The organism is Pedococcus sp. P2_E5 (assembly GCF_056403895.1).
In genome coordinates this window covers 22,447-46,187 of the sequence record NZ_JBFUEP010000010.1, presented here as the reverse complement: position 1 = coordinate 46,187, position 23,741 = coordinate 22,447, and the positions used below count along the sequence as shown (strand labels likewise).

Annotated in this window: 24 protein-coding genes and 1 riboswitch; of the genes, 17 read left to right on the top strand and 7 right to left on the bottom strand. The window is 71.8% G+C overall.

The window, feature by feature from the left end:
* Positions 1-10: 10 nt before the first annotated feature.
* The 6 genes from AC1DVZ_RS04985 to AC1DVZ_RS04960 all read left to right on the top strand — a co-directional run bounded on the left by AC1DVZ_RS04985 (position 11) and on the right by AC1DVZ_RS04960 (position 6,872).
* Positions 11-2,059 carry a primosomal protein N' gene (locus AC1DVZ_RS04985; RefSeq protein WP_477617073.1) on the top strand — a complete coding sequence of 683 codons (2,049 nt, stop codon included), beginning with the start codon at positions 11-13 and terminating at the stop codon, positions 2,057-2,059.
* Between the two features lie 80 nt (positions 2,060-2,139).
* Positions 2,140-2,712, top strand: a complete 573-nt coding sequence (gene def, locus AC1DVZ_RS04980; protein WP_477617072.1) for a peptide deformylase — start codon at positions 2,140-2,142, stop codon at positions 2,710-2,712.
* Entirely contained in the window at positions 2,712-3,650 is a 939-nt protein-coding gene (gene fmt / locus AC1DVZ_RS04975) for a methionyl-tRNA formyltransferase (protein WP_477617071.1), read from the top strand. Before def ends, fmt begins: the two co-directional genes overlap by 1 nt.
* Positions 3,643-5,181 (top strand): RsmB/NOP family class I SAM-dependent RNA methyltransferase, encoded by a 1,539-nt coding sequence (locus tag AC1DVZ_RS04970; RefSeq protein ID WP_477617070.1) that lies wholly within the window; start codon positions 3,643-3,645, stop codon positions 5,179-5,181. Before fmt ends, AC1DVZ_RS04970 begins: the two co-directional genes overlap by 8 nt.
* Positions 5,182-5,232: 51 nt before the next feature.
* Positions 5,233-5,736, top strand: coding sequence for an N-acetyltransferase family protein (locus AC1DVZ_RS04965; protein ID WP_477617069.1), 504 nt, complete (start codon positions 5,233-5,235; stop codon positions 5,734-5,736).
* Positions 5,737-5,810: 74 nt separating this feature from the next.
* Entirely contained in the window at positions 5,811-6,872 is a 1,062-nt protein-coding gene (locus AC1DVZ_RS04960; protein ID WP_477617068.1) for an LLM class flavin-dependent oxidoreductase, read from the top strand.
* A gap of 98 nt (positions 6,873-6,970) precedes the next feature.
* Here AC1DVZ_RS04960 and AC1DVZ_RS04955 read toward each other — a convergent pair whose 3' ends face one another.
* Positions 6,971-8,050, bottom strand: a complete 1,080-nt coding sequence (locus tag AC1DVZ_RS04955) for a hypothetical protein (RefSeq protein WP_477617067.1) — start codon at positions 8,048-8,050, stop codon at positions 6,971-6,973.
* A gap of 92 nt (positions 8,051-8,142) precedes the next feature.
* On the opposite strand from AC1DVZ_RS04955, the gene rpe reads away from it, so the two are divergent.
* Complete coding sequence (rpe, locus tag AC1DVZ_RS04950; RefSeq protein ID WP_477617066.1) at positions 8,143-8,799, top strand: ribulose-phosphate 3-epimerase; 657 nt, start codon at positions 8,143-8,145, stop codon at positions 8,797-8,799.
* A gap of 106 nt (positions 8,800-8,905) precedes the next feature.
* Here rpe and AC1DVZ_RS04945 read toward each other — a convergent pair whose 3' ends face one another.
* The gene (locus AC1DVZ_RS04945; protein WP_477617065.1) at positions 8,906-10,507 is read right to left on the bottom strand and encodes an HNH endonuclease signature motif containing protein; all 1,602 of its coding nucleotides are present in this window, start codon (positions 10,505-10,507) and stop codon (positions 8,906-8,908) included.
* Positions 10,508-10,812: 305 nt separating this feature from the next.
* Positions 10,813-10,941: riboswitch (FMN riboswitch) on the top strand.
* A 126-nt stretch (positions 10,942-11,067) separates the two neighbouring features.
* Here AC1DVZ_RS04945 and ribD point away from each other — a divergent pair.
* Genes ribD through AC1DVZ_RS04905 form a run of 8 tightly spaced genes read left to right on the top strand, consistent with a single transcriptional unit; the run spans position 11,068 to position 16,727 of the window.
* Positions 11,068-12,093 carry a bifunctional diaminohydroxyphosphoribosylaminopyrimidine deaminase/5-amino-6-(5-phosphoribosylamino)uracil reductase RibD gene (gene ribD, locus AC1DVZ_RS04940; protein WP_477617064.1) on the top strand — a complete coding sequence of 342 codons (1,026 nt, stop codon included), beginning with the start codon at positions 11,068-11,070 and terminating at the stop codon, positions 12,091-12,093.
* Entirely contained in the window at positions 12,093-12,695 is a 603-nt protein-coding gene (locus tag AC1DVZ_RS04935) for a riboflavin synthase (protein WP_477617063.1), read from the top strand. Before ribD ends, AC1DVZ_RS04935 begins: the two co-directional genes overlap by 1 nt.
* Complete coding sequence (locus AC1DVZ_RS04930; protein ID WP_477617062.1) at positions 12,692-13,396, top strand: nicotinamide mononucleotide transporter family protein; 705 nt, start codon at positions 12,692-12,694, stop codon at positions 13,394-13,396. Before AC1DVZ_RS04935 ends, AC1DVZ_RS04930 begins: the two co-directional genes overlap by 4 nt.
* On the top strand, positions 13,393-14,619 hold the full coding sequence (gene ribB / locus AC1DVZ_RS04925; RefSeq protein ID WP_477617061.1) for a 3,4-dihydroxy-2-butanone-4-phosphate synthase: 1,227 nt from the start codon (positions 13,393-13,395) through the stop codon (positions 14,617-14,619). Before AC1DVZ_RS04930 ends, ribB begins: the two co-directional genes overlap by 4 nt.
* Entirely contained in the window at positions 14,616-15,101 is a 486-nt protein-coding gene (gene ribH / locus AC1DVZ_RS04920) for a 6,7-dimethyl-8-ribityllumazine synthase (RefSeq protein ID WP_477617060.1), read from the top strand. Before ribB ends, ribH begins: the two co-directional genes overlap by 4 nt.
* Positions 15,098-15,361, top strand: a complete 264-nt coding sequence (locus AC1DVZ_RS04915) for a phosphoribosyl-ATP diphosphatase (RefSeq protein ID WP_477617059.1) — start codon at positions 15,098-15,100, stop codon at positions 15,359-15,361. The genes ribH and AC1DVZ_RS04915 overlap by 4 nt, the downstream gene beginning before the upstream one ends.
* Positions 15,362-15,375: 14 nt before the next feature.
* The gene (gene hisG, locus AC1DVZ_RS04910; protein WP_477617058.1) at positions 15,376-16,221 is read left to right on the top strand and encodes an ATP phosphoribosyltransferase; all 846 of its coding nucleotides are present in this window, start codon (positions 15,376-15,378) and stop codon (positions 16,219-16,221) included.
* On the top strand, positions 16,218-16,727 hold the full coding sequence (locus tag AC1DVZ_RS04905) for a PH domain-containing protein (RefSeq protein ID WP_477617057.1): 510 nt from the start codon (positions 16,218-16,220) through the stop codon (positions 16,725-16,727). The genes hisG and AC1DVZ_RS04905 overlap by 4 nt, the downstream gene beginning before the upstream one ends.
* A gap of 46 nt (positions 16,728-16,773) precedes the next feature.
* Here AC1DVZ_RS04905 and AC1DVZ_RS04900 read toward each other — a convergent pair whose 3' ends face one another.
* The 4 genes from AC1DVZ_RS04900 to AC1DVZ_RS04885 all read right to left on the bottom strand — a co-directional run bounded on the left by AC1DVZ_RS04900 (position 16,774) and on the right by AC1DVZ_RS04885 (position 20,338).
* Positions 16,774-17,970 carry an MFS transporter gene (locus AC1DVZ_RS04900; RefSeq protein ID WP_477617056.1) on the bottom strand — a complete coding sequence of 399 codons (1,197 nt, stop codon included), beginning with the start codon at positions 17,968-17,970 and terminating at the stop codon, positions 16,774-16,776.
* A 23-nt stretch (positions 17,971-17,993) separates the two neighbouring features.
* The gene (locus tag AC1DVZ_RS04895; protein ID WP_477617055.1) at positions 17,994-19,112 is read right to left on the bottom strand and encodes an FUSC family protein; all 1,119 of its coding nucleotides are present in this window, start codon (positions 19,110-19,112) and stop codon (positions 17,994-17,996) included.
* A gap of 1 nt (position 19,113) precedes the next feature.
* Positions 19,114-19,689, bottom strand: coding sequence for a DUF5655 domain-containing protein (locus AC1DVZ_RS04890; RefSeq protein ID WP_477617054.1), 576 nt, complete (start codon positions 19,687-19,689; stop codon positions 19,114-19,116).
* 67 nt (positions 19,690-19,756) lie between these two features.
* On the bottom strand, positions 19,757-20,338 hold the full coding sequence (locus AC1DVZ_RS04885; RefSeq protein ID WP_477617053.1) for a nucleoside/nucleotide kinase family protein: 582 nt from the start codon (positions 20,336-20,338) through the stop codon (positions 19,757-19,759).
* A 31-nt stretch (positions 20,339-20,369) separates the two neighbouring features.
* Here AC1DVZ_RS04885 and hisF point away from each other — a divergent pair, with 31 nt between their 5' ends.
* Complete coding sequence (hisF, locus tag AC1DVZ_RS04880) at positions 20,370-21,143, top strand: imidazole glycerol phosphate synthase subunit HisF (protein WP_477617052.1); 774 nt, start codon at positions 20,370-20,372, stop codon at positions 21,141-21,143.
* A gap of 22 nt (positions 21,144-21,165) precedes the next feature.
* On the opposite strand, the gene AC1DVZ_RS04875 is transcribed toward hisF, so the two are convergent.
* Positions 21,166-21,810 (bottom strand): TIGR03085 family metal-binding protein, encoded by a 645-nt coding sequence (locus AC1DVZ_RS04875; RefSeq protein WP_477617051.1) that lies wholly within the window; start codon positions 21,808-21,810, stop codon positions 21,166-21,168.
* A 72-nt stretch (positions 21,811-21,882) separates the two neighbouring features.
* Between AC1DVZ_RS04875 and AC1DVZ_RS04870 the strand changes: the two genes are divergently transcribed.
* Positions 21,883-23,724, top strand: coding sequence for an ABC transporter ATP-binding protein (locus AC1DVZ_RS04870; protein ID WP_477617050.1), 1,842 nt, complete (start codon positions 21,883-21,885; stop codon positions 23,722-23,724).
* Positions 23,725-23,741 lie beyond the last annotated feature (17 nt).

The following is a 23,741-nucleotide window of genomic DNA, read 5'->3' as shown; positions in this document are numbered from 1 at the left end:
GTTCGCTCCCGTGAGCGGACAGGAGGGCGAGACCGAGCAGCTGGAGCTGATCCGCTCCACCCTGCCCCGGACCCGCACGCCTCGCACCGAAGCCACCGCGTCCACGGACCCGGTGGCTTCGGTCGTCGTCGACACGGGCCTGGCGCACCTCGACCGTCCGTTCGAGTACCTCGTCCCGCAGACGTTGTCCGATACCGCCGTGCCCGGCACGCGCGTCAAGGTGCGCTTCGCCGGGCAGGACCTCGACGGCTTCGTCGTGGCCCGCGCCGCCGCCGCCGAACACGAGGGACGGCTGGCGCCGATCCGCCGGGTCGTGTCGCCGGAGCCGGTGCTGCGGCCGACCCAGCTCGGCGTCGCCACGGCGGTCGCGGCGCGCTGCGCCGGCTCGCTCGGCGACGTGCTCCGGCTCGCGGTGCCCCCGCGGCACGCCGCGGCCGAGAAGGCGCTTGCGCTGGAGGCCCCCACCCCCGATCCCCTCCCCGACGTGAGCGGTCCGGGAGGCGCCTGGGGCAGGTATGCCGCGGGGCCGGCATACCTCTCGCGACTGGCGACGGGGGAGTCGCCGGCGGCGTCGTGGCTGGCCGCGCCCAGCTCGGACCCGTCGCAGGACTGGCCCCGCGCCCTGGCGGACGCCGCGGCCGCGACCCTCGCCGGCGGGCGGGGCAGTGTCCTCGTGGTGCCGGACCACCGCGACGTCAGGCGCGTGGACGCGGCCCTCACCGAGGCGCTCGGCCCCGGGCGGCACGTGCGGCTCACGGCCGACCAGGGACCCCAGGCGCGCTACACCGCGTGGCTCAAGGTCCTGCGTGGGCACGTGTCCGTGGTCGTGGGCACGCGGGCGGCCGCGTTCGCGCCGGTGCGCGACCTCGGGCTCGTGGCGTGGTGGGACGACGGTGACGACCTGCTGGACGAGCCGAGGTCGCCCTACCCCCACGTCCGCGACGTGCTCCTGACGCGCGCGGCCGTCGAGGGAGCCGCGGTCCTCTCGGGAGGGTTCACGCGGACGGTGGCCGTGCAGCGGCTCGTCGACTCCGGCGAGCTGCGGACCATCACGGGCGGTGGCCTCCGCAGTGCTGCCCCCCGGGTGCAGGTGGCCGGCGAAGGGGTCGAGGTCGAGCGTGATGCGGCGGCGGCCTCGGCGCACCTGCCCTCCATCGCCTGGCGGACCGCCAAGGCCGCCCTCGAGTCCGGCCCGGTGCTCGTGCAGGTGCCCCGCCGCGGCTACGTCCCCTCGCTGTCGTGCCAGACCTGTCGGACCGCCGTGCGATGCGCCCACTGCGCAGGCCCCGTTGCCCTGGGCTCCCGCCAGGCCGAGCCGGCCTGTCGCTGGTGCGGACGAGGGGTCGGGCGGTTCGAGTGTCGGCACTGCGGAGGGCGCGAGCTGCGCTCGTCGGTGGTCGGCGCACGTCGGACGGCCGAGGAGCTGGGCAGGGCGTTCCCCGGGGTGCCGGTGCACACCTCCGGGGCGGGTGCCGTGCTCGACCGGGTGGCCGCCGCGCCGTCCCTCGTCATCGCCACACCGGGTGCCGAACCCGTGGCCGACGGTGGGTATGCCGCGTGCCTGCTCCTCGACGCCTGGGCCAGCCTCGACCGCCCCACCCTGGATGCGGGGGAGGAGGCGTTGCGTCGGTGGCTGGCCGCCGGCGCCCTGACGCGTGGTGCGGGAGCAGGTGGCCAGCTGGTGCTGTGCGGTGCCCCCACCCACACGACGCTGCCGGTCGTCGAGGCGCTGGTCCGGTGGGACCCCGCGTGGTTCGCTGCCCGGGAGCTCGCGGAGCGCCAGGAGCTCTCCCTGCCCCCGACGGTGGCGATGGCAGCCCTGACCGGTGACCGCCGCGCTCTCGAGGCCGCCCTGCGGCTGGCTCACCTGCCGACCGAGGTGGACCAGCTCGGTCCGCTGCCGGTGACCGACGACTCCGTCCGCGTCCTGCTGCGTGCCCCGCTCGAGCAGCGCCCCGACCTGGCGGCGGCCCTGGTGGCGATGAAGGCCGTGCGGAGCGCCCGGAAGGAGAAGGCCAGCATCCAGGTCCGGATGGACCCGCGCGACCCCGCCACCTGAGCCGTGCCAGCGGCCGCGCGCACGCGGCATACACTGGCAGCCACTTTCGCCCGGCCCAGCCATAGGGTCCAACCCCAGCCATGCTCAACCAACCCCAGGAACGTGCGTTGTCGATCCAGAACATCCGCCTCTTCGGCGACCCGGTCCTGCGCACCCCGGCCGAGCCCGTCGTCGACTTCGACCGGGAGCTGCGGCAGCTGGTCAAGGACCTGACCGAGACGATGATCGACGCCCCCGGGGCGGGACTCGCCGCGCCGCAGATCGGGGTGGGGCTGCGGGTGTTCACGTACTGGGTGGACGGTGAGCTCGGCCACCTCGTGAACCCCGACCTCGACCTGTCGACCGAGCTCCAGGACGGCGAAGAGGGCTGCCTGTCGTTCCCGGGCCTGAGGTTCGAGACGCCTCGGGCGATGCGGACGGTGGCCAAGGGGTTCAACCAGTTCGGTGAGCCCGTGGTCATCGAGGGGTCGGAGCTGCTGGCCCGGTGCCTGCAGCACGAGACCGACCACCTCGACGGGATCCTGTTCATCGACCGGATGGACCGCGAGCAGCGCAAGGCCGCGATGAAGGCGATTCGCGAGGCGCAGTGGGCCGGTGGCGACGCTCCCGTCGTCAAGGTCAGCCCGCACGCCACCTTCGGCCGGGGGATGTGATGCGGCTGGTCTTCGCCGGCACACCCGAGCCGGCGGTGCCGTCGCTCGAGGCCCTGGTCGCCTCGCCGCACGAGGTCGTCGCCGTGGTGACGCGTCCCGACGCCCGCGCCGGCCGTGGTCGCGGTGTGGTCAAGTCGCCGGTCCGCCTTCGGGCCGAGGAGCTCGGCATCGAGGTGCTGACCCCCGACCGTCCGCGGGACCCCGACTTCCTCGAACGACTGCGGGCGCTGGCGCCGGACGCCTGCCCTGTGGTGGCCTACGGCGCCCTGATCCCGCAGGCGGCCTTGGACATCCCGCGGCACGGCTGGGTCAACCTGCACTTCTCCCTGCTGCCCGCGTGGCGGGGGGCTGCACCCGTGCAGCACGCCGTGATGGCCGGCGACGAGGTGACCGGTGCCTCGACCTTCCTCATCGAGGCGGGCCTCGACACGGGGCCGGTCTTCGGGCTGATGACGGAGCGGATCCGCCCGCGCGACACCGCGGGTGACCTGCTCGGCAGGCTCGCCGAGGGGGGTGCCGGCCTGCTGGTCGCGACCATGGACGGCATTGCCGACGGCGCCCTGACTCCCGTGCAACAGGCGGTCGACGGAGTCTCCCTGGCGCCCAAGATCGATGTCGAGGACGCACGGGTGCGCTGGGACCGACCGGCCGTTGCGGTGGACCGGCAGGTGCGTGGGTGCACCCCCGCGCCGGGTGCGTGGTCCACCTTCCGTGGGGAACGTGTCAGGCTGCTGCCCGTCCACCTCGACGAGGGGTATGCCGGGCCACGGCTGGCACCGGGAGAAGTCGCCGCCGGGAAGCGCGAGGTCCACGTGGGCACCGCCGGTGGGCCGGTCCGGCTCGGTGACGTCCGTCCGCACGGCAAGAAGCAGATGGCCGCGGCCGACTGGGCGCGAGGGGTCCGCATCGAGGCAGGAGAACGGTTCAGCCATGAGTGACCAAGGACCACGCGGACCTCGTCGGGACGACGATGGTGGCCGCCGCAACGCGAAGGGTCGTCAACGTCCCGAGCGGACGCACGGCGACAGGGAGCGCTCTGCGCAACGGCCCAGCGAACGCAACCGCACCAGCGACCCGCAGCGCCTCGCGGCCTACACGGTCCTGCGCGCGGTCGCTGAAGGGGCCTACGCCAACCTCGAGCTCCCGAAGGTGTTGCGCGACAGGGGGATCAACGGCCGAGATGCCGCGTTCACGACTGAGCTCGTCTACGGCGCGGTGCGGATGCACGGGCTCTACGACCCGGTCATCAGCGTCGCGGCGGGGCGCCCGGTGACCAAGATCGACCCCAATGTCCTGGACACCTTGCGGCTCGGCGTCCACCAGCTGCTCGGCATGCGGGTGCCCACCCACGCTGCCGTTGACGAGACGGTGGCGCTGGCGCGCAAGGTCAACGGGGCTGGCGCAGCGGGGTTCGTCAACGCAGTCATGCGTCGGGTCAGCGAACGTGACCTCGACGCCTGGCTCTCGGAGGTCGTGCCGACTGGCGACCTGACAGCCCGGTTGGCCGTCGAGCAGTCGCACCCGGAGTGGATCGTCAAGGCGCTGCGGGCCGCCCTGCTCGGTCATGGGGCCGCGACCGCCGACACCGTCGACGCGGAGCTGACGGCCTTGGTGACCTCGGACAACGCCGCCGCGAAGGTGTCCCTCGTGGCACGCCCGGGACTGGCCACCGTGGCCGAGCTCGTGGACGGCGGCGCCACCGCCTCCCGGCTCTCACCGGTCGGTGCGATCCTCGACGGAGGTGACCCGGGCGGCATACCCGCGGTGCGTGATGGACGGGCTGCGGTCCAGGACGAAGGCTCACAGCTCGTCGCCCTGGCCCTGGCAGCCGTGCCCGTCGAGACCGATGGGACCGAACAGTGGCTGGACCTCTGTGCCGGTCCAGGGGGGAAGGCGGGCCTGCTCGCGGGTCTGGCCGTTGAGGCCGGCGCAGACCTCACCGCCAACGAGGTCAGCGAGCACCGCACCGACCTGGTCCGTCAGACGCTGCGTCCCGCGATCGCGCGGGCGAAGCAGGCAGGTCGAACCGTCACGGTGCGCACCGGGGACGGTCGCACCCTCGGCGAGGACGAGCCCGGTCGCTATGACCGCGTGCTGGTGGATGCTCCGTGCACCGGGTTGGGCGCCCTACGTCGCCGCCCCGAGGCACGATGGCGGCGAACCCCCGCGGACCTCGCCGACCTCGGCAAGCTGCAGCGCGAGCTGCTCGCCTCGGCCATCGACGCCACGGCGCCCGGGGGAGTCGTCGCGTACGCCACCTGCAGCCCCCACCTGGCCGAGACGTCGTTCGTCGTGGGTGACGTGACCAAGCGCCGATCGGATGTCGAGCTACTCGACGCCCGCGACTTCGTCCGTGACACCGAGGGCGCTGTCGTGGACGTCCCCGGAACCGGCCCGACGGTGCAGCTGTGGCCGCACGTGCACGGCACCGATGGCATGTTCCTGGCGTTGCTGCGCAAGAAGGGATGACCGGAGCGCAGAGGTCCTTGCGCTCAGGGCGGTGTGGTTAGGGTCGACGTCATGCCGGTGACACTGCGCCCCATGCGCACCGAGGACGCGCCCGGAGTGGGCGCCATGCACCACCAGGCCTGGGTGGACACCTACGGTGCGGTCCTGCCCGAGGGCTACTTCGCCACGTGGACCGTCGACGACGCCGTCGAGCGCTGGCGGGACCTGTTGGCTGCCCCGACGCCAGAGGGGACGAAACGCCTCGTGGCGGTCGAGGGCGAGACGATCTGCGGACTCGTGGCCGGCGGACCCTCCCGGGACCCGGCCGGGCGACCGCAGAGCACCCGGCCGGCGGAGCTGTGGGCGCTCTACGTCGCCGCGTCACGACTCGGCACCGGCCTCGGCCAACTGCTCCTCGACGCCGTGCTCGGGCGACAGGAGCCCGCAGAGCTCTGGGTCTTTCGCGACAACCCACGAGCGCGTGCCTTCTACGCGCGGAACGGCTTCGCACCGGACGGCGCGACCTACGTCGACGACCGGTTCCCCAACCTTCCCGAGATCCGGTTGGTGCGCTGACGGACCTCCCCGAGGTCAGGATGGTGCGCAGACGCCCCCGGAATAGCGGTCCGTGGCAGCCGGTTGGCCCTCAGGTGATCACACCAGCGCTGTCCGTTCTCGACCTCGTGCCCGTGCGCAGCGACCAGACCACGGGTGACGCGCTGGCCGCGACCAGGTCACTGGCCCGGGTTGCCGACCGCCACGGCTACCGCCGCTACTGGCTGGCCGAGCACCACAACATGCCCGCCGTGGCGGCGACGAACCCGCCGGTCCTCATCGCGATGGTGGCCGCGGCCACGGAGCGGATCCGGGTCGGTTCAGGTGGGGTCATGCTGCCCAACCACGCACCCCTGGTCGTGGCCGAGCAGTTCGCCCTGCTGGAGGCAGCGCACCCGGGGCGCATCGACCTCGGGATCGGACGTGCCCCCGGCACCGACCCGGTGACCAGCTACGCCCTGCGGCACGGCGCCGGCGGCGTCGACCAGGACGCGGTCCAGCGGTTCCCCCAGTACGTCGACGACGTCATCGCACTGATGTCCCCGGGGGGTGTCGGCATCAGGGTCGGCGGCGAGGTCCACCCCTTGCACGCCACTCCCCGCGCAGCCTCGGCACCTGACGTCTGGCTGCTCGGATCGTCCGACTACTCGGCGCGCCTGGCCGCCGAGCGCGGCCTGCCGTACGTCTTCGCGCACCACTTCTCGGGGCGCGGTACGGCGGCGGCCCTCGACCTCTACCGCAGTGGCTACACCCCTTCGGCCGCGCACCCCGAGCCACGCACCTTCCTCACGGTCAACGTCGTGGTGGCGCCCACCCAGGCCGACGCCGAGCGACTCACCCTGCCGAACCTCGCATCGATGGTGGCGCTGCGGTCCGGCGGGCCACTGACCCCTCAGCCGCTCGTCGAGCAGGCAGAGGAGTCCGGCATCGCGGACGGCCACCGCAGCCTTGCCGCCGAGATGCGTCAGCGGTGGGTCGTGGGCACCCCGGATGCCGTCGCCGAGGAGCTCACCGCCCTCGCCGCCGAGTACGACGTCGACGAGGTGATGGTGCACCCGGTCGCCGGAGCCGTGGTCGGCACGCCCGCGGGCCTCGCCCCGGCCCGCGAGGCGACCCTGGCGCTGTTGGCCGACGCGCTCGGTCAGCAGGCAGCGTAGGCCGGGGGCAGCACTCCTCGGCAGGGTCGGCCCAGCATTGGTCGGCAGGGTCGGCCCAGCATTGGTCGGCAGGCGGCGTAGCCAGAGCCGCGCGGACGTCAGCTGTACGTGCCGAGGCGGCGGAGGACCTCGTCGATGACGTCGACCTGGGGGCGCTCTCCAAGGGCCTCGTGCATCGCCCTGGCTCGACGAAGGTGCGTGCCGGCGTCCGGTCGCGCCAGGTGGACGCCGACCATGCCGATCGCTCGCTCGAGGGCCGCGTCGACAGCCGGCGAGGCCATGGTCTGGGCGTGGCCCCGCGCTGCAGTCAGGGCCGCGTCGGCCGCGCGCTCGTCGCCCGTGAGGGCGTGTGCCTCCGCGAGGTTCAGCTCGACCAGTGCGATCCCCGGGGCGTTGTCCGGCCTGATCGTGAGCATTTCCCTGGCGGTACTGATCCTTCGGACCGCCTCGCCACCGTCTCCGCGGTGCAGCGCTGCCTGCCCGAGGTGCAGCTCGCAGTAGCCGGCGTCGACCTCGTGCGCAGCCAGCTCGGAACCCAGGTACAGCCTCTGGGCCTCGCGCACGAGGGCCTCGCCCTCGACCAGTCGCTGGCGCCGGATGTGCAGCTCGCCGAGGATGCGACGGCGTCCGGCGTCCTCGTCGGGATCAGCGTCGGGGACGGCGAGAAGGCGCAGCGCCACCACGTCGTCGCCCGTCTCCATCGCCACCTGCGCGCGCAGGTGGCGGACGATCCCAGGGGTCGGGTTCTCTCCGAGAACAGCAGCAGCGTCAAGGTAGCGACCGAGCCCGATCAGCGCGCCACCGCGCAGCATCAGGTCCATGTCCCCGAGGCTGGGTCGCAGTCGAGCGGGTAGCACCGGGTGGTCGAGGAGCTGCAGGGTCCGGGCGTACAGCCCGGTGAGCAAGGCACTCGTGGCGCGGACCCGGTTCCCTGCCACCCGGTACGGCCAAGGCGGCTGAGGGTGGTCCAGGACCTGTCCATGGTGGCCCAGCAGGAGCAGGCGGTTCATGTCGGCGAGCATGCGTCTGGCAATCCGGTCGGTGACCGCAGCCCAGCCGACGGCTGCAACGGAGAGCGTGAGCAGCACGATGCCCAGCGCCCCGAGTGCCCCGAGTCCCTCGAGCGCCCCGAGCGCCCTGAGTCCCTCGAGCGTCCCGAGTCCCCCGAGTGCCCGCATGGGGCCGATTGTGCAGGCCGACACGGCGGTGCGTCCCGTGGTCATGCTGGGCCCATCCGTTCGGACGATGCCACGCCGATAGGGTTGGCGCCGTGCAGATCTCGCCGAGCATCCTGTCCGCCGACTTCGCGAACCTCGAGAGCGAGCTGGGTCGCATCGCCAATGCCGACTGGGCCCACGTCGACGTGATGGACGGTCACTTCGTGCCCAACCTCACCCTCGGCCTGCCTGTCGTCGAGGCCCTCGCGAAGGTGAGCCCGATCCCGCTCGACTGCCACCTGATGATCGACGACCCCGACCGGTGGGCCCCGATGTACGCCGAGGCGGGTGGCGCGTCCGTGACGTTCCACATCGAGGCCGCTCGCGACCCGCGCGCCCTGGCGAAGAACCTCCGCGCCCTGGGTGCCCGGGCGGGGATGGCCATCAAGCCGGGCACCCCGTTCGCGCCCTACGAGGACCTCCTGCCCGACCTGGACATGGTGCTCGTCATGACGGTGGAGCCGGGTTTCGGGGGGCAGTCCTTCATGGCGGACCAGATGTCGAAGGTTGCCCAGGTCCGCGAGGCGGTCCGGCGCGTCGGTGGGGAGGTCTGGGTGCAGGTCGACGGGGGAGTGTCGGCCAAGACCATCGAGGAGTGCGCCGAAGCAGGAGCCGACGTGTTCGTCGCCGGGTCGGCCGTCTACGGTGCCGAGGACGCAGCCGCGGCCGTGGACGAGCTGCGCGCCCTGGCGACGACCCACGCCCACTGAGCTGACCGGCATACCCCTCGGTCCCGGCGGTGTCGTTGAGGGTTCCGGCGGTGTCGTAGACGGTCCCGGGGGTGGCGTTGAGAGTGCCGGCGGTGTCGTCGAGCCGTCAGCCGGACTCGTCCCAGCGGCGGATCGCGTCGAAGGGGTCACGCTCGACCACTGCTGGGCCGGCACCTGACCTCTCGGGTGCGCCCACGACCAGGCGCAGTCGTGGCGTGAAGGTGTCCCTGAGCTCGCGATCGGAGGGAATCTCGATCTCGGCCCAGCAAGCTCGTTCTCCCGACGGCGGTCGGTAGGTCGTGGCCCTGTCGTCGCGCTCGCGCGAGCCCACGTCAGGTGGCGCGAGCTCGTCAGGCCCCGGGGGTCGCAACCGGTGCCCGTACCGATTCACGACGACGAGCCCATCGTGGCGAGTGGGGTCACCGGTGATGGTGAAGTCTCCCCGATCGATGGCGTCGTGGTGGAACGGACAGAGGCTGATCTGGTTGTCGTCGTCGGTGGCACCACCCTCGGCCCACTCGGCGAGGTGGTGGATCTCGACGAACCGAGTGGCGGTACATCCTGGGAACCGACATCCGCGATCGCGGTCCTCGATCAGCCTGCGTGAGCGCCGGGGGAGGATGCGCATCGTCCGGCCGACGCTGATCGGCCGCCCCTGCGTCTCCCACACCGGTTGGAGGACGCCATCGCTGAGGAACCGCTCGACGAGCCGGGTCGGGATGGCGCTGCCGCCGTTGATCCAGGCGCCGTCCGTGTCCAGGTGGACGTAGACGCGGTAGTGGCTGGCGCGGCTCGTGGAGGCGACGCCGGCCAAGGACCGGTGCGCGATCTCCGCGAGGGCATCGGCGTAGGTGGGCCGGGTGGCGCGGGGCTCACTCACACCCGCCACAGGGTCCACAGCCACAGGGTCCACAGCCACAGGGTCCGCCCCCAGAGGGTCCGCCCCCAGAGGGTCCTCCGCCGGAGGGTGCCCCGCTGCTGGATCTGTCGCTGTCGGGTCTGGCGTCGCAGCGTCGGCGGTGGCCGCCCGGTCACCGTCCCGCTGCTGGAGGAACAGGGCGTCCTTGGCTTCCTTGACGGCCTGTTCGACGAGCGCTCCGATCGTCGCGGGCGCGCTGTAGCGGAGCTGGAACCGGCCATCTCGGTCGTAGTGCATGGAGATCTCGGGTTTGGCACACGCACGACGCTCGGACTCGCTCTTCCGGCCGCTCGGGTGGTCGAGCGCGACCGGATCCGGCGGGGAGTCAGGTGACGCGGACTCGGGTGACGCGGACTCCACCTCGGCTGCCGGGTCGTGGAACGCGTGTCGGCCCACGACCCGTCGCAGCTGGGGGACCGTGGCGTGCCTGGCCAGGTGGGTCATCGACGCCTGGTGGGTGGCCGGCACGTGGTGAGCCACGACTGCTGCCGCGTCGAGCGACAGCTCACCAGCGCTGACGGCCGCGGCTGCGTCCGGAAGCTCAGCGCGTCGTCGGGCGACGGCGACGACGTCGCGGGCGTGCGCGGGGGACAGCCCTGCTCGGACCGTGAAGTAGTGCTCGGGGGAGCGGAAACCGCCATCACCCCAATGACCACCCTCGATCAGCTCGGCAGCGATGTCGACGAGCTCGGCGTGCGCCCGGTTGAGCCGCCCGGCCACCATCGCCGTGCGGGTCCAGAGGTCCTGCTGGACCTCTCCGCGCTCCATGGCGATCGAACTCGACGACATGGCCCTATCGTACACGTGTTCGAATGTGCGATCAAGGCCATCCACAACCAATTCCGTTGTGGCGCAAGCCATCTCGTTCTCGATCGATGTCAGAGGTGTGTGGTAGCGGGCTCCTGCTACCTCGGCCCTCCTTCACGAATGCGCCACCGGCAATCCGTCATGGGCACGGAATCTCACGGTCGCCGACGTGCGTGGGCTCTTCGGCCGATGTGGTGTACCCGCGGGCCGGCCGGCCGGACGTTCGTGAGGACCGTCACGCGGACCGGGCGGCGCGCACCCCGCCGCCCTGCGGCATACTGGAACCTGACGTGCTCCGGGGTCGGTGTAATTCCGAACCGGCGGTGACAGTCCGCGACCCGACCGCAGCCAGCGGCCGGTTGACTGGGTGGAACTCCCAGACCGACGGTGAAAGTCCGGATGGTAGGCAGCACGCGACAGCGGGACCAGTGGGTTCGCAGTGCGGCAGTTGCCGACCCTGCGGCCCGAATTCTCGCCAGCAGCAGGCCAGCCTGCACGCCCCCCGGAGCTCAACCGAGACGGTTTCGAGCAAGGGCAGGACAGTGACTCAGCAATCCGCGGGCGACACGGCGATGATGCGCCGTGCCCTGGGGCTGGCCGCCCACGGTCCCCGGGCCAACCCCAACCCTCGCGTCGGGTGCGTGCTCGCGGACGCCGCCGGCAACGTCGTGGCAGCCGGCTGGCACCGCGGTGCGGGGACGCCCCACGCCGAAGCCGACGCCCTGAGCGCCGCGGGGGAGCGCGCCGCCGGGTGCACCGCCTACGTCACCTTGGAGCCCTGCAACCACAGCGGGCGCACCCAGCCCTGTGCTACCGCCCTGTATGCCGCGGGCGTGGCTCGCGTGGTGTACGCCCAGACCGACCCCAACCCGGCCGCAGCCGGCGGGGCCAAGTGGCTGCGCAGGCGGGGTGTCGCGGTGGAGGGTGGCCTCCTGGCAGACGAGGCACAGGCCCTCAACGCGACCTGGACCCACCTGGTGACCACCGGGCGCCCATGGGTGACCTGGAAGCTCGCGACCACCCTCGACGGCCGCAGCGCAGCAGCCGACGGGACGAGCCAGTGGATCACGGGGGAAGCCGCCCGGGCCGACGTCCACGAGCAGCGATCCCGGAGTGGGGCGATTCTCGTGGGCACCGGCACGGCGCTGCTCGACGACCCGCAGCTGACCGCGCGCCGCCCCGACGGCTCGCTGTACCCGGAGCAGCCGATCCGCGTGGTGATGGGCGAGCGCGACCTGCCAGCCGATGCCCGGGTCCTCGACGACGCGGCCCCCACGTGGCAGCTGCGCACGCGCGATCCCAAGGACGTCCTGTCGGCGCTCGCCGGGGCCGAGGTGCACCACCTCTGGCTCGAGGGCGGCCCCACGGTCGCCGCAGCCTTCATGGCCGCCGACCTGATCGACGAGCTCGTGGCCTACGTGGCGCCGGTCCTGTTGGGACGCGGCCGCCCGTCGGTGAGCGACCTGGGGATCACGTCGATCGACCATGCGCTCCGCCTGCAGCCCACCGACATCACCCTGATCGGTGACGACGTGCGGATCACGGCATCACTGAAGGGAACTCGCTGATGTTCACGGGAATCGTCGAAGAGCTCGGCCGCGTGGTCGCGCTCGACGCCGGCGCCGACTCGGCCCGACTGACGGTGGCCGGACCACTCGTCACCTCCGATGCGGCGCACGGCGACTCGATCGCCGTCAACGGCGTCTGCCTGACCGTCGTCGACCACGACTCCGAGCAGTTCACCGTCGACGTCATGGCCGAGACCCTCGACAGGAGCAGCCTCGGCACACTCAGCCCCGGCGACCCGGTCAACCTCGAGCGGGCCATGGCGGCCTCGAGCAGGTTCGGTGGCCACATCGTCCAGGGCCACGTGGACGGCACCACCCGGATCCTCGCGCGCACGCCCGGGGACCGGTGGGAGGTCGTGCAGTTCGGCCTGCCGAACGCACTGGCCCGCTACGTCGTCGAAAAGGGGTCGATCACGGTCGACGGCGTCAGTCTCACGGTCTCCTCCGTCGACGACGTGACGTTCAGCGTCTCCCTGATTCCGACCACGCTCGCCCTCACCACGTTGGGACACAAGGAAGTCGGCGACATCGTCAACCTCGAGGTCGATGTCCTCGCCAAATACGTCGAACGCCTGCTCACCTCCAAGGAGACCTCCGCATGAACATCTTCAGTCGGCTCTACGAGGCGCACCTGACGATCGCCGGCCACCCCATCACGTGGCGCGAGATCGTGGGCAACGCCTTCGGCTTCGCCTCCGCCATCGGTGGCCTGCGACGCCGCGTCTGGGCCTGGCCGATCGGCATCGTCGGCAACGTGCTGCTGTTCACGGTGTTCATCGGTGCGACCTTCGACGCGCAGGCGCAGCAGCCGTTGTTCGGCCAGGCCGGCCGGCAGGTCTTCTTCATCCTGACCAGCGTGTACGGCTGGTGGCGGTGGAGCGAGCAGCGCAAGGCGCGACGTGACGCGTCCGCCGCCGCGATCACACCGCGCTGGGCGACGATCCAGGAGCGGACGGCCTACCTCGTGGCGGCGGCCGCGGGCGTGCTGGTCTTCCAGTGGGTGTTCTCGGTGATCGGGGCGGGCTGGCCGGCGCCACGCTGGTACTTCTGGTGCGACGCCTGGATCTTCGTCGGCTCGATGGTGGCGACGTACGCGATGGCCCGCGGCTGGAACGACTTCTGGCTGGCGTGGATCRCGGTGGACCTCGTCGGGGTGCCCCTGCTCTGGCACTCGAAGTACTACCCGACGGCAATCCTGTTCGTCGTCTACGGCGGCCTGGTCATCTACGGCTTCTTCGTCTGGCTCAAGGCTTCCCGTGAGGAGCGCGACCCCGCTCCCGAGCTGAGTGAGGTGTCGGCATGATCGGTCTGGCCAGCATCGAGGCGGCCCTCGCGGCGCTGCGGCAAGGGCGTCCGGTGCTGGTCACCGACAGTGAGGACCGCGAGAACGAGGGCGACGTCATCCTCGCCGCGCAGACCCTGACGGACGCTTGGCTGGCCTGGACGATCCGGCACACCAGCGGCTACCTCTGCGCGCCGATCACGAGCGAGACGGCCGACCGGCTCGGGCTGCCGCTGATGGTTGCCGACAACCGTGACCCGCTCCGCACCGCCTACACAGTGAGCATCGACGCCGCAGCAGGCGTGACCACGGGCATCAGTGCGGCCGACCGTGCTCAGACCATCCGGCTGTTGGCGGACCCGTCGTCGACGGCAGACTCGTTCGTCCGGCCCGGCCACGTGATCCCGCTGCGTGCCAAGCCCGGCGGTGTGCTCGAGCGGCCCGGCCACACCGAGGCCGCCGTGGACCTGTGCCGGCTCGCGGGGTTGGCGCCGGTCGGTGCGATCGGCGAGCTCGTCAACGACGACGGCACGATGATGCGCCTGCCCGAGGTGCTCGCGACCGGAGCGGTCAACGACGTCCCCGTCATCACGATCGAGCAGCTCATCGCCTGGCGGCAGCTGCACGACCGCGTCGAGACCCTCGCCGAGACGACCTTGCCCACGAGGCACGGCGAGTTCTCGGCGATCGGGTTCCGCGACAAGCTCACCGGTGACGAGCACGTCGCGCTGGTCAGCCCGCGAGGGGCCACGGGCCCGAACCCGTTGGTGCGACTGCACTCCGAGTGCCTCACCGGCGACGCGTTCGGCTCGCTGAGGTGCGACTGCGGCCCCCAGCTCGAGCGATCCATGGAGCGAATCGCCGCCGAGGGTGGCGTGCTCGTCTACCTGCGGGGACACGAAGGGCGTGGTGTGGGGCTCGTCTCGAAGCTGCAGGCCTACGCCCTGCAGGACGCCGGGCTCGACACCGTCGACGCCCAGCTCGAGCTGGACCTGCCCATCGACGGCAGGGAGTATGCCGCCGGGGCCGCCATCCTCAGCGCGCTCGGTCTGGGCGCGGTGCGGTTGCTGACCAACAACCCGGCCAAGGTCCAGGCGCTACAGGGTTACGGGATCGAGGTCGCGGCCGTCGAACGACTGTCGATCGCGCCCAACCCCGCCAACCGTGCCTACCTGCGGACCAAGCGCGATCGGATGGGCCACGACCTCGTCGTYGACGCGAGCGACCAGGGAGCCAGCGCGTGAGCGGCCACGGCGCTCCCGCCCTCACCGCCGATGGGTCGGGCCTCCGGGTCGCCATCGTGGCGGCCTCGTGGCACACCGAGGTCATGGACGGACTCGTCGCGGGAGCCCAGCGTGCCCTCGCGGAGGCGGGGGTCGAGGATGTTCCCCTCGTCCGGGTGCCGGGCACCGTCGAGCTGACCGTTGCGTGCGCGCGTCTCGCGCCGGCATACGACGCCCTCGTCGCGCTGGGTGTCGTGATCCGCGGTGGCACACCGCACTTCGACTACGTCTGCTCGGGGGTGACGCACGGGCTGGCTCAGGTCAGTGTCCGCACCGGGGTCCCCATCGGCTTCGGTGTGCTCACGTGCGACGACGACGCCCAGGCGCTCGACCGTGCCGGGCTGCCCGGATCCAGCGAGGACAAGGGCCACGAGGCGGCGATGGCCGCAGTGGCGACCGCGGTCGCCCTCGGCGCCCTCGCTCCCCGTACCCTTGGCCTGTGAAGACTTTCGACGCTCTGTATGCCGAGCTGGCCGAGAAGGCGGTGAGCCGACCCGAGGGGTCGGGCACCGTGCGCGCGCTGGACTCCGGCGTTCACGAGATCGGCAAGAAGATCGTGGAGGAAGCGGCCGAGGTCTGGATGGCTGCCGAGCACGAGGGCAAGGACCGGGCGGCCGAGGAGATCAGCCAGCTGCTCTACCACCTCCAGGTGCTCATGGTCGCCTCTGACATCACCCTCGACGACGTCTACGCCCACCTCTAAAGGACCTCACGGACATGCTGCGAATTGCTGTGCCCAACAAGGGTTCCCTGTCCGAGCCCGCGGTCGAGATGCTGCGCGAGGCGGGGTACCGCACGCGTCGTGACACCAAGGAGCTCGTCCTCACCGACACGGACAACGAGGTGGAGTTCTTCTACCTGCGTCCCCGTGACATCGCCGTCTACGTCGGGTCGGGCACCGTGGACTGCGGCGTCACCGGCCGCGACCTGCTGCTCGACGCGGGCAGCGGGGCGATCGAGGTCATGACGCTCGGCTTCGGGGGTTCGACCTTCCGGTATGCCGCGAAGCCCGGCACCTGCGCGAGCGTCGCCGAGATCTCCGGTCATCGGGTGGCGACGAGCTATCCGGGGCTCGTCGGGAAGCACCTCGCCGACCAGGGCGTCAGCGCCGAGGTGGTGCGTCTGGACGGAGCCGTCGAGACGGCCATCACGCTGGGCGTCGCCGATGTCATCGCCGACGTCGTCGAGACCGGCACGACCCTGCGGCAGCAGGGGCTCGAGGTCTTCGGCGAGGAGATCCTGCGCAGCGAAGCCGTCCTCATCCGTCGCGAGGGCTCGCACGAGACGGCAGCCGTGGACGTGCTGCGCCGTCGCCTCACCGGGGTGGTCACCGCGCGCCACTACGTGATGCTCGACTACGACGTGCCGGTCGAGCTCGTGGAGGCCGCCTGTGCGATCACCCCCGGGCTGGAGTCGCCCACCGTCTCGGCCCTGCAGAACAAGGACTGGGCCGCCGTGCGGGCGATGGTCCCGCGGGTTCGGACCAACGCCATCATGGACGAGCTCTACGACCTCGGGGCGCGGGCGATCCTGGTGACCGACATCGCCGCCTGCCGGTTGTGACCACCGTGACCCCTTCGGGTCGAGCCGCGAGTGCGGACGAGCAAGCTGCCTTTGCGGTCTTCCGGGCGCGGCGGGGACGCTCCGTCGCCTATGCGTTCGCCGCTGCCACCGTCGTCGTCTTCGGCGTGATCGCGGTGCTGCTGCCAGGGCCTGCGCAGGGTGGGACGTGGCGCACTGGTGACAGGTTCTTCTTCGCCGCCGTCGGGGTCGCGATCGCGGTGCTGCTGTGGCGGTTCGCCTCGATCAGGGCCGTGCCCACGCGTGAGTCCCTGACGGTGCGCAACCTGTTCACCACGCGCACCGTGGACTGGCAGGAGATCGTGGACGTGCGGTTCTCCGGTGGGGACCCGTGGGTGACCATCGCGCTGTCCGACACCGACACCCTGGCCGTCATGGCGATCCAGAAGGCCGACTCGGAGTTCGCGCGCACGGAGGCAGGGCGGCTGGCCGCCCTCGTCCAGGCCCTGGGACCATCGGCCACCAGCCCCGACGTGACCGTGGACTGACCCGGACTGACCCGGACTGACCCGACGCGACCCTGGGCTGACCCGGTCAGTCGACCTTGCGCAGCCCAGGTCGCAGGAGCGCGGAGAACGCGACCTGGCCGAGCATCAGGATCGTCAGCGCACCCCAGACCGCGGTGAAGGATCCCGACACGTCGCGCACGGCTCCCATGGTGGCCGGCCCGAACGACGCGATGGTGTAGCTGACGAAGAACGCCATCCCGGCCAGCCGCCCACTGGCAGCGGGCGTGCCCGCGTAGTCGACCATCAGCACCAGCCCGAGGGCGAAGGAGGCACCCTGCCCCAAGCCCAGGACCGTGGCCCAGACCCAGGGGGCCGCCGTCGGGGCGAGCCACAGCCCGGACTGCCCCAGGAGCCCGAGCGCCGCAGCCGACAACAGCAGCACTCGGCGGTCGGTGATCTTGTCGGTCAGGGCGGGCGCTGCGAGCCCGGAGACGAGCTGGGCGGCCGTGAAGACCGACAGCAGGTAGCCGGCGTGGGTCGGGTCCCAGCCGCGCGCGGTGTAGGAGGGCGCGAGCCAGGCCAGCGTGGAGTAGAACTCGACGGACTGCACCGCCAGGTAGCCCGCCACGAGCCAGGCGGTGACGTCTCGCCAGGGCAGCCGCGCGTGGGCCACGACCGGCGGGTTCGCCGCACGGTGCCGGGCATGCCCCCTCAGCACCGGGACCCAGGCCAGCACCCCGACGAGGGCGAGCGCGGACCAGGAGCCGAGGGCGGCCGGCCACGACCCCAGCCACCCCTCGAGCGGCACCGACAGGGCGGACGACGCGCCGGCGCCACCCATCATCGCCAGCATGTAGAGACCGGTGACCAGCCCGGCGCGCTCCGGGGGGAAAAGCTCCTTGACCAGGCCCGGGAGCAGCGTGCCGCCGATGGCGATGCCGACCCCCGCGAGGAAGGTCCCGACATACAGCGGCCAGGTGGCGCCGCCCGCGAACCGCAGCCCGAGTCCTGCTGCCACGCAGGCGATGGACAGCTCGATGGAGGCCGAGGCGCCCAGCCGGGCGGCGATGCGCTGCGCGAACGGTGCGAACATGCCCATGCACAGCACGGGCAGGGTCGTGAGGGCGCCCAGAGCGGTGTTGGACAGGCCGAGGTCGGCCGCGATCGACTCGGTGAGCGGTGGCACGCTGGCCATGGCGGTCCGCAGGTTGGCAGCCACGGCGACCAGCGCCAGGGCCATCAGCCAGACCGGGGGCAGGTGGGGGCTGCGACGGGAAGACATCGCCGCCAGTCTCGCAGCCCCGCTCAGTCGTCCTCCGGGCCGGTCGACATCGACTCAGGGACCAGGTCGCGAGCCTCGGTGAGCGGCATCCCGGTGAGCATCAGCAGGTCGACGACCATCGACCGGATCTGGGCGCGCATCACCTCACCGGACAATCCTGCGGACGGGTCGATGACTGCGCTCGCCTCACCGATCCGTTGCAACCCGACGCGCGCGTTGGTGGGCAGTCGACGTTCGCCCAGCTCGCGGGAGATGTCCTCGCTCGTCTCGGCGAGGGCGTCCAGCAGCCGCAGGTAGGCCGTGGGGACCTCTTCATCACGCCAGGTCGCGATCGCGGCGCGGCGGACCAGGACCCGCAGGTTGCGGATGGCGCGGTCGAGGGGTTCGAGGAGGTCGGCGATGGCCTGCACGCCGGGGAGGTGGCGACGCCGGAACGGCGACAGCCGGACGACCGCCACCCCTTCGGCGGACAGCGCCCTCGCCTCGTCGAGCATCGACTCGGAGTCACGGGCGCGCGCGAGGGTGGCCGAGGCGAGGTCGGAGTCGTGGCCCCTCAGTGAACGCGCTGTGTCGGCGAGGATCTCGCCGATCTCGTGGACGACGAGCGCGGCCTGCTGCCGGGGTTTGCGCAAGGGAGAGGCGGGGGCGACCAGGGTGAAGAGCAGGGCGACGACACCGCCGACCACGGCGTCGAGCCACCGGGTGAACGCCTGACCGGATCCCGCCACCAGGGTGGTGACGATGACCGACTGGACGCCGGCCTGGGTGATCAGGAGGATGCCGCCTCCGAGAAGGGCGGCCACGCTCATCGCCAGCACCACGACGACCACGATCTGCCAGTACCCCGACCCGAAGAAGTGCACGAAGACGTCCCCGATGAAGACGCCGACCGCCACGCCGATCATCACCTCGGTGACCCGGCGCAGTCGCTGGCCGAACGACATCCCCAGGGAGATCATCGCCGTCACCGGCGCGAAGAACGGCCGGTCGTGGTGGAGGAGGGAGCTGGCCACCCACCAGGCGGTGGCGGCTCCGAGGCCGCACTGGACGATGAAGAACATCCGGCTGAGCAGCCGGTCGGTGCGGGCACGGGCCTCCCTGCGCGAGCGGGCGGCAGCGCGGGAGAGGTCGGCGCTCGGCACGTCAGCCGTTCTGGCGGTAGGCCGCCTCGAGCAAGGGCTCCAGCGAGCGGAGGTCGTCCTCGTCGGCGTCGGCAGCCAGGTGGAGCCAGTGGGTGGCCTGCGCAAAGCCCTTGGCGGGAGAAAGTCTTTCGTCCTCGGGTGCGTTCCCGCGGAAGCGGAAACCCACCCGCACGGTGCCTCGCGGACCAGGTGCCACTGCGACGAACTGGGTCTTGCGGACGACCGGGATGTAGGTGCCTCGCCCCTCACGCCTGGCGTCCTCGCCGAGGGCCTCGGCCAGGGTCATGATGGCGTCGTGGATCGGACGCAGGTGTGCCTTCGACCCGCTGTAGAGGGCGTCCGTGTAGCCGTCGACGTCGGGACGCTGCCAGCCCGCGCCCGTGGCGGCGGCGTCGGCGATGGCCCATTGCGAGTTCTGGGGGACGCCGTGCACGTCCCTCAGCCAGGCACGGACGGCCCGCTGGTCCAGGGGGTCGGGGCCGGACTCGCGCACCAGCGCCACCCACTCGTCCAGCGAACGACCAGTGCGGTCGTCCATGGACGTGGTGACGGCCGCCATCATGTCTGCCGGTTCCATGTCCCGATTATGTATGCCGCCTGCTCACCAAGGCGTCGACGCGGGGACCGGGCGTGGCACCGAGGGGTCAGCGGCTGAGCTGCTGCCGACGGTCCAGGGTCGTGTCGAGGAACAGGTCGGCCCGCTCCCAGGTGCGGTCCGCCTCGTAGAGGCGGCGTTCCTGGACGGCCCAGCCGTCCCAGTACCGCGCGAAGCCGGCGTCGCGGGCGATGCCACGCGCCTTGCGCACGGACTCCTCCGCCTCGACCCAGACCAGCACGGACGCCGACTTCCCCGCGGGCAGGGCGCCGGAACCGCAACCCTCGAGCACGACGACCTCCGACGACGGCAGCTGCACCCACTCGGCATACCTGTGGGTGGCCCAGTCCCAGCGCCGGTAGCGGGCCGGGAGCCCCTCGGTGAGCGGCCGCACGATCCACTCCTGGACCCGCTGCGTGCCGGCCCGCAGCCCGTCCCAGCCGGGGTAGAGGTCGTCCATGTGCACCGTGGGCGCGGCGAGGGCGGCCGCGACGGAGCTCGCCAAGGTCGTCTTGCCTGCGCCACTGGGTCCGTCGATGCAGATGAGGTGTGTTGTGCCGCAGAGGGCTTCGCTGGCGTCGACCAGCGTGACGATGACCGCGACTGCTTCCGTTATCTGGTCGCTGGGCATGTGTTCCAGACTAGATCGCTACGCTCGCCGAGTGAGTGTTGCGACCCGTGTCATCCCGTGCCTCGACGTGGACGCCGGCCGCGTGGTCAAGGGGGTCAACTTCGCCAACCTGCGCGATGCGGGCGACCCCGTCGAGCTGGCGAAGGCCTACGGCGAGCAGGGCGCCGACGAGCTCACCTTCCTCGACGTGACCGCCAGCAGCGGCAACCGCGAGACGACCTACGACATCGTGCGTCGCACCGCGGAGCAGGTCTTCATCCCGCTGACCGTCGGCGGGGGAGTGCGCACCGTGGACGACGTGGACCGGCTGCTGCGCGCCGGTGCCGACAAGGTGGGCGTGAACACCGCGGCGATCGCCCGTCCCGAGCTCATCTCCGAGGTGGCGGAGCGGTTCGGCTCGCAGGTGCTGGTGCTGTCCGCCGACGTCCGCCGCCGCCGCGACGACTCCGGTTCGACCACCACGGACTTCGAGGTCACCACCCATGGTGGTCGCCAGAGCGCGGGGCTGGACGCGATCGAGTGGTGCTCCCGCGCGGCCGGGCTCGGCGCCGGCGAGATCCTGCTCAACTCGATGGATGCCGACGGCACCAAGGACGGCTTCGACCTCGAGCTCATCGAGCAGGTCCGGCGAGCGGTGCGGATCCCCCTGATCGCCAGTGGAGGAGCAGGACGGGTCGACCACTTCGCCCCCGCGGTCCGCGCGGGGGCCGACGCGGTGCTGGCCGCCAGCGTCTTCCACTTCGGTGAGCTCACCATCGGTGAGGTCAAGGACGCCCTCCGGGAGGGCGGCATACCGGTGCGTTGACCGGGTTCCGTCGCCCGGTGGGTCAGGTCAGGCCGAGAGGGGCGGCCCACAGGGCCTCGATGGCGGCGTCGCTGCCGGTCACCTCGAGCGCGGCCACACGGCGGCGACCGTAGGCCGCCAGGAGCAGCTCGGACGGGTGACCCTCGATCACGACCGTGCCGAGGTCGGTCGTGTCCTTGGCATGGAGGGTCCTGCCCTCCGGGGTGCTGAGGACGACCCCGACCGGACTGCGGCGGAAGAACAGCTTGCCCATGCGGGACAAGGTCTTCCAGAGGGCGCGGCTCTCACGCTCGGTCAGCTCCCTGCGAGGTCCCACCTGCTCGTCACCGCGCAGGACGTCCTCGTGGTGGACGAAGAACTCCACGAGGTTGACCGCGTTGTCGACTCGGCTGTTCTGGGTCGGGGACCAGGCCGGAGGGCCTGAACGGACGAGGTCGACGAGCTCGTCCCACGGCTTGGCGGCGTACTCGGCCATACCGTCCTCGAGCCGTGAGGCGAGGGCGGGGACCCAGATGCCCGGCGCCAGGTCGGGTCGGCGCTCGCGCACCACGAGGTGGGCCGCGAGGTCGGCCGTCGTCCAGGGGGAGCAGAGGGTCGGCGCGTCCGGTCCCGTCGTCACGAAGGTGTCACACAGGGCGTCGCGCTCGAGCCGGGCGAGGTGGGTCATGACTGTCATCATGCCTGCCGCGTGAGAGGGTGATCCTTCGCCCCACCACTCGCGATCTCCCGGAGGACCGCTGTGCCTGTCGATGCGCCCGTCGACGCCTCCCCGTCGCTGCTGCGCAGCCTGCGGATCGTCGGGGTGGGGATCCGCCGCGAGCCACGGTGGTTCGCGCTGGCGGTGGCCGGGAGCACGCTCTACGGCGTAATGACCGTCCTGACGGCCTGGGCGATCGGCAAGGTGACGCGCGAGCAGGTCCAGCCGGCCGTCGCCGCAGGGCACGCCACCGCGGCCCAGCTGTGGACGATCTTCGGGTGGATCGCGGGGGTCGTGGTCATCAACGTCGTCGGGGTCGTGATCCGACGCATCGCTGCGGGCTACACGATGTACAACGTCGCTGCCGGGTTCCGCCGCGAGGTGACGCGGCAGTACCTCCGGCTCCCGCTCGCCTGGCACCACCGGCACCCCTCCGGGCAGCTGCTGTCCAACGCGAACGCCGATGTCGAGGCGACGTGGAACGTCTTCGCTCCACTGCCGATGGCGATCGGCGTGATCGTCATGCTCGTGGCCGGCATCGTGCAGATGGTGCTCGTCGACCCCGTGATGGCCATCATCGGCCTGACCGTCTTCCCGTTGCTGTTCCTCGCCAACATGGTGTTCCAGCGGGCCATGTCACCGAGGGTCTCCAGGGCGCAGCAGCTCCGCGCCGAGGTCAGCGAAGTGGCCCACGAGAGCTTCGAGGCCGCGCTGATCGTCAAGTCGATGGGGCGCGAGCAGCAGGAGTCCGACCGGTTCGAGGAGGTCACCCGGCGGCTGCAGCGGGCCAACGTCGAGGTCGGCCGCACACGGGGGACCTTCGACCCCGTCATCGAGTCCATCCCGACGCTGGGCACGCTCGCCGTCCTCGCCGTCGGCGCCCACCAGGTGGCGTCGGGTGCCCTCACGCCCGCAGCGGTCGTCCAGGTTGCCTACCTCATCTCGGTGCTGGCCTTCCCCGTCCGCGCCCTCGGCTGGGTGCTCGGAGAGCTCCCACGCACGGTGGTCGGCTGGGACCGCGTCGACGCAGTCCTCAAGGCGCGCGGTGAGCTGGCCTTCGGTGACACGGAGCTGCCGCGTCGCGACTCCTCGCACGCCCAGCTGACGCGGGTCGACTACTCCTACGACATCGTCGACGAGGCCGGTGAGGAGGGCACCTTCCAGGCCATCCACGGCGTCTCGCTCGAGGTCCCGGCCGGGTCGACGGTTGCCCTCGTCGGGCCGACCGGCTCGGGCAAGACGACCCTGACCAACCTCACGCTGCGCCTGGTCGACCCGCACCGGGGCCACGTGACCCTCGACGGGTTCGACCTGCGGGAGATCGCGCGCGGCGGGGTCTCCGCGGCTGCGGCGTTGGTGCCCCAGCAGACGTTCATGTTCGACGACACGGTGAGCGGCAACGTCGCGCTGGGCGGCGACTACACCGACGACCAGGTGTGGGAGGCGCTCGAGGTCGCGCAGGCGACGGGGTTCGTCAAGGACCTGCCCCTGGGCATCGAGACCCGCGTGGGCGAGCGCGGCACCTCCCTGTCCGGCGGTCAACGCCAGCGGATCGCGTTGGCCAGGGCCGTGATCCGCCGGCCCCAGCTGCTCGTCCTCGACGACGCCACGAGTGCGGTCGACCCCGCGGTCGAACAGGCGATCCTGGCCGGCCTGCGACGGTCCAGCTCGGGCACCTCGGTCCTCGTCGTCGCCTACCGGATGTCGACGATCACGCTCGCCGACCAGATCGTCTACGTCGAAGGCGGTCGGGTGGTCGACCACGGCACGCATCGCGAGCTCGAGGAGCGGTGCGTGGGCTACCAGCGACTTGTCACGGCCTACGCCCGCGAGGCGGCCGAGCGCGCGGCCCTCGCCGCCGACGAGGAAGGGGCGTCGGCGTGAGCACCTCCATCGACACG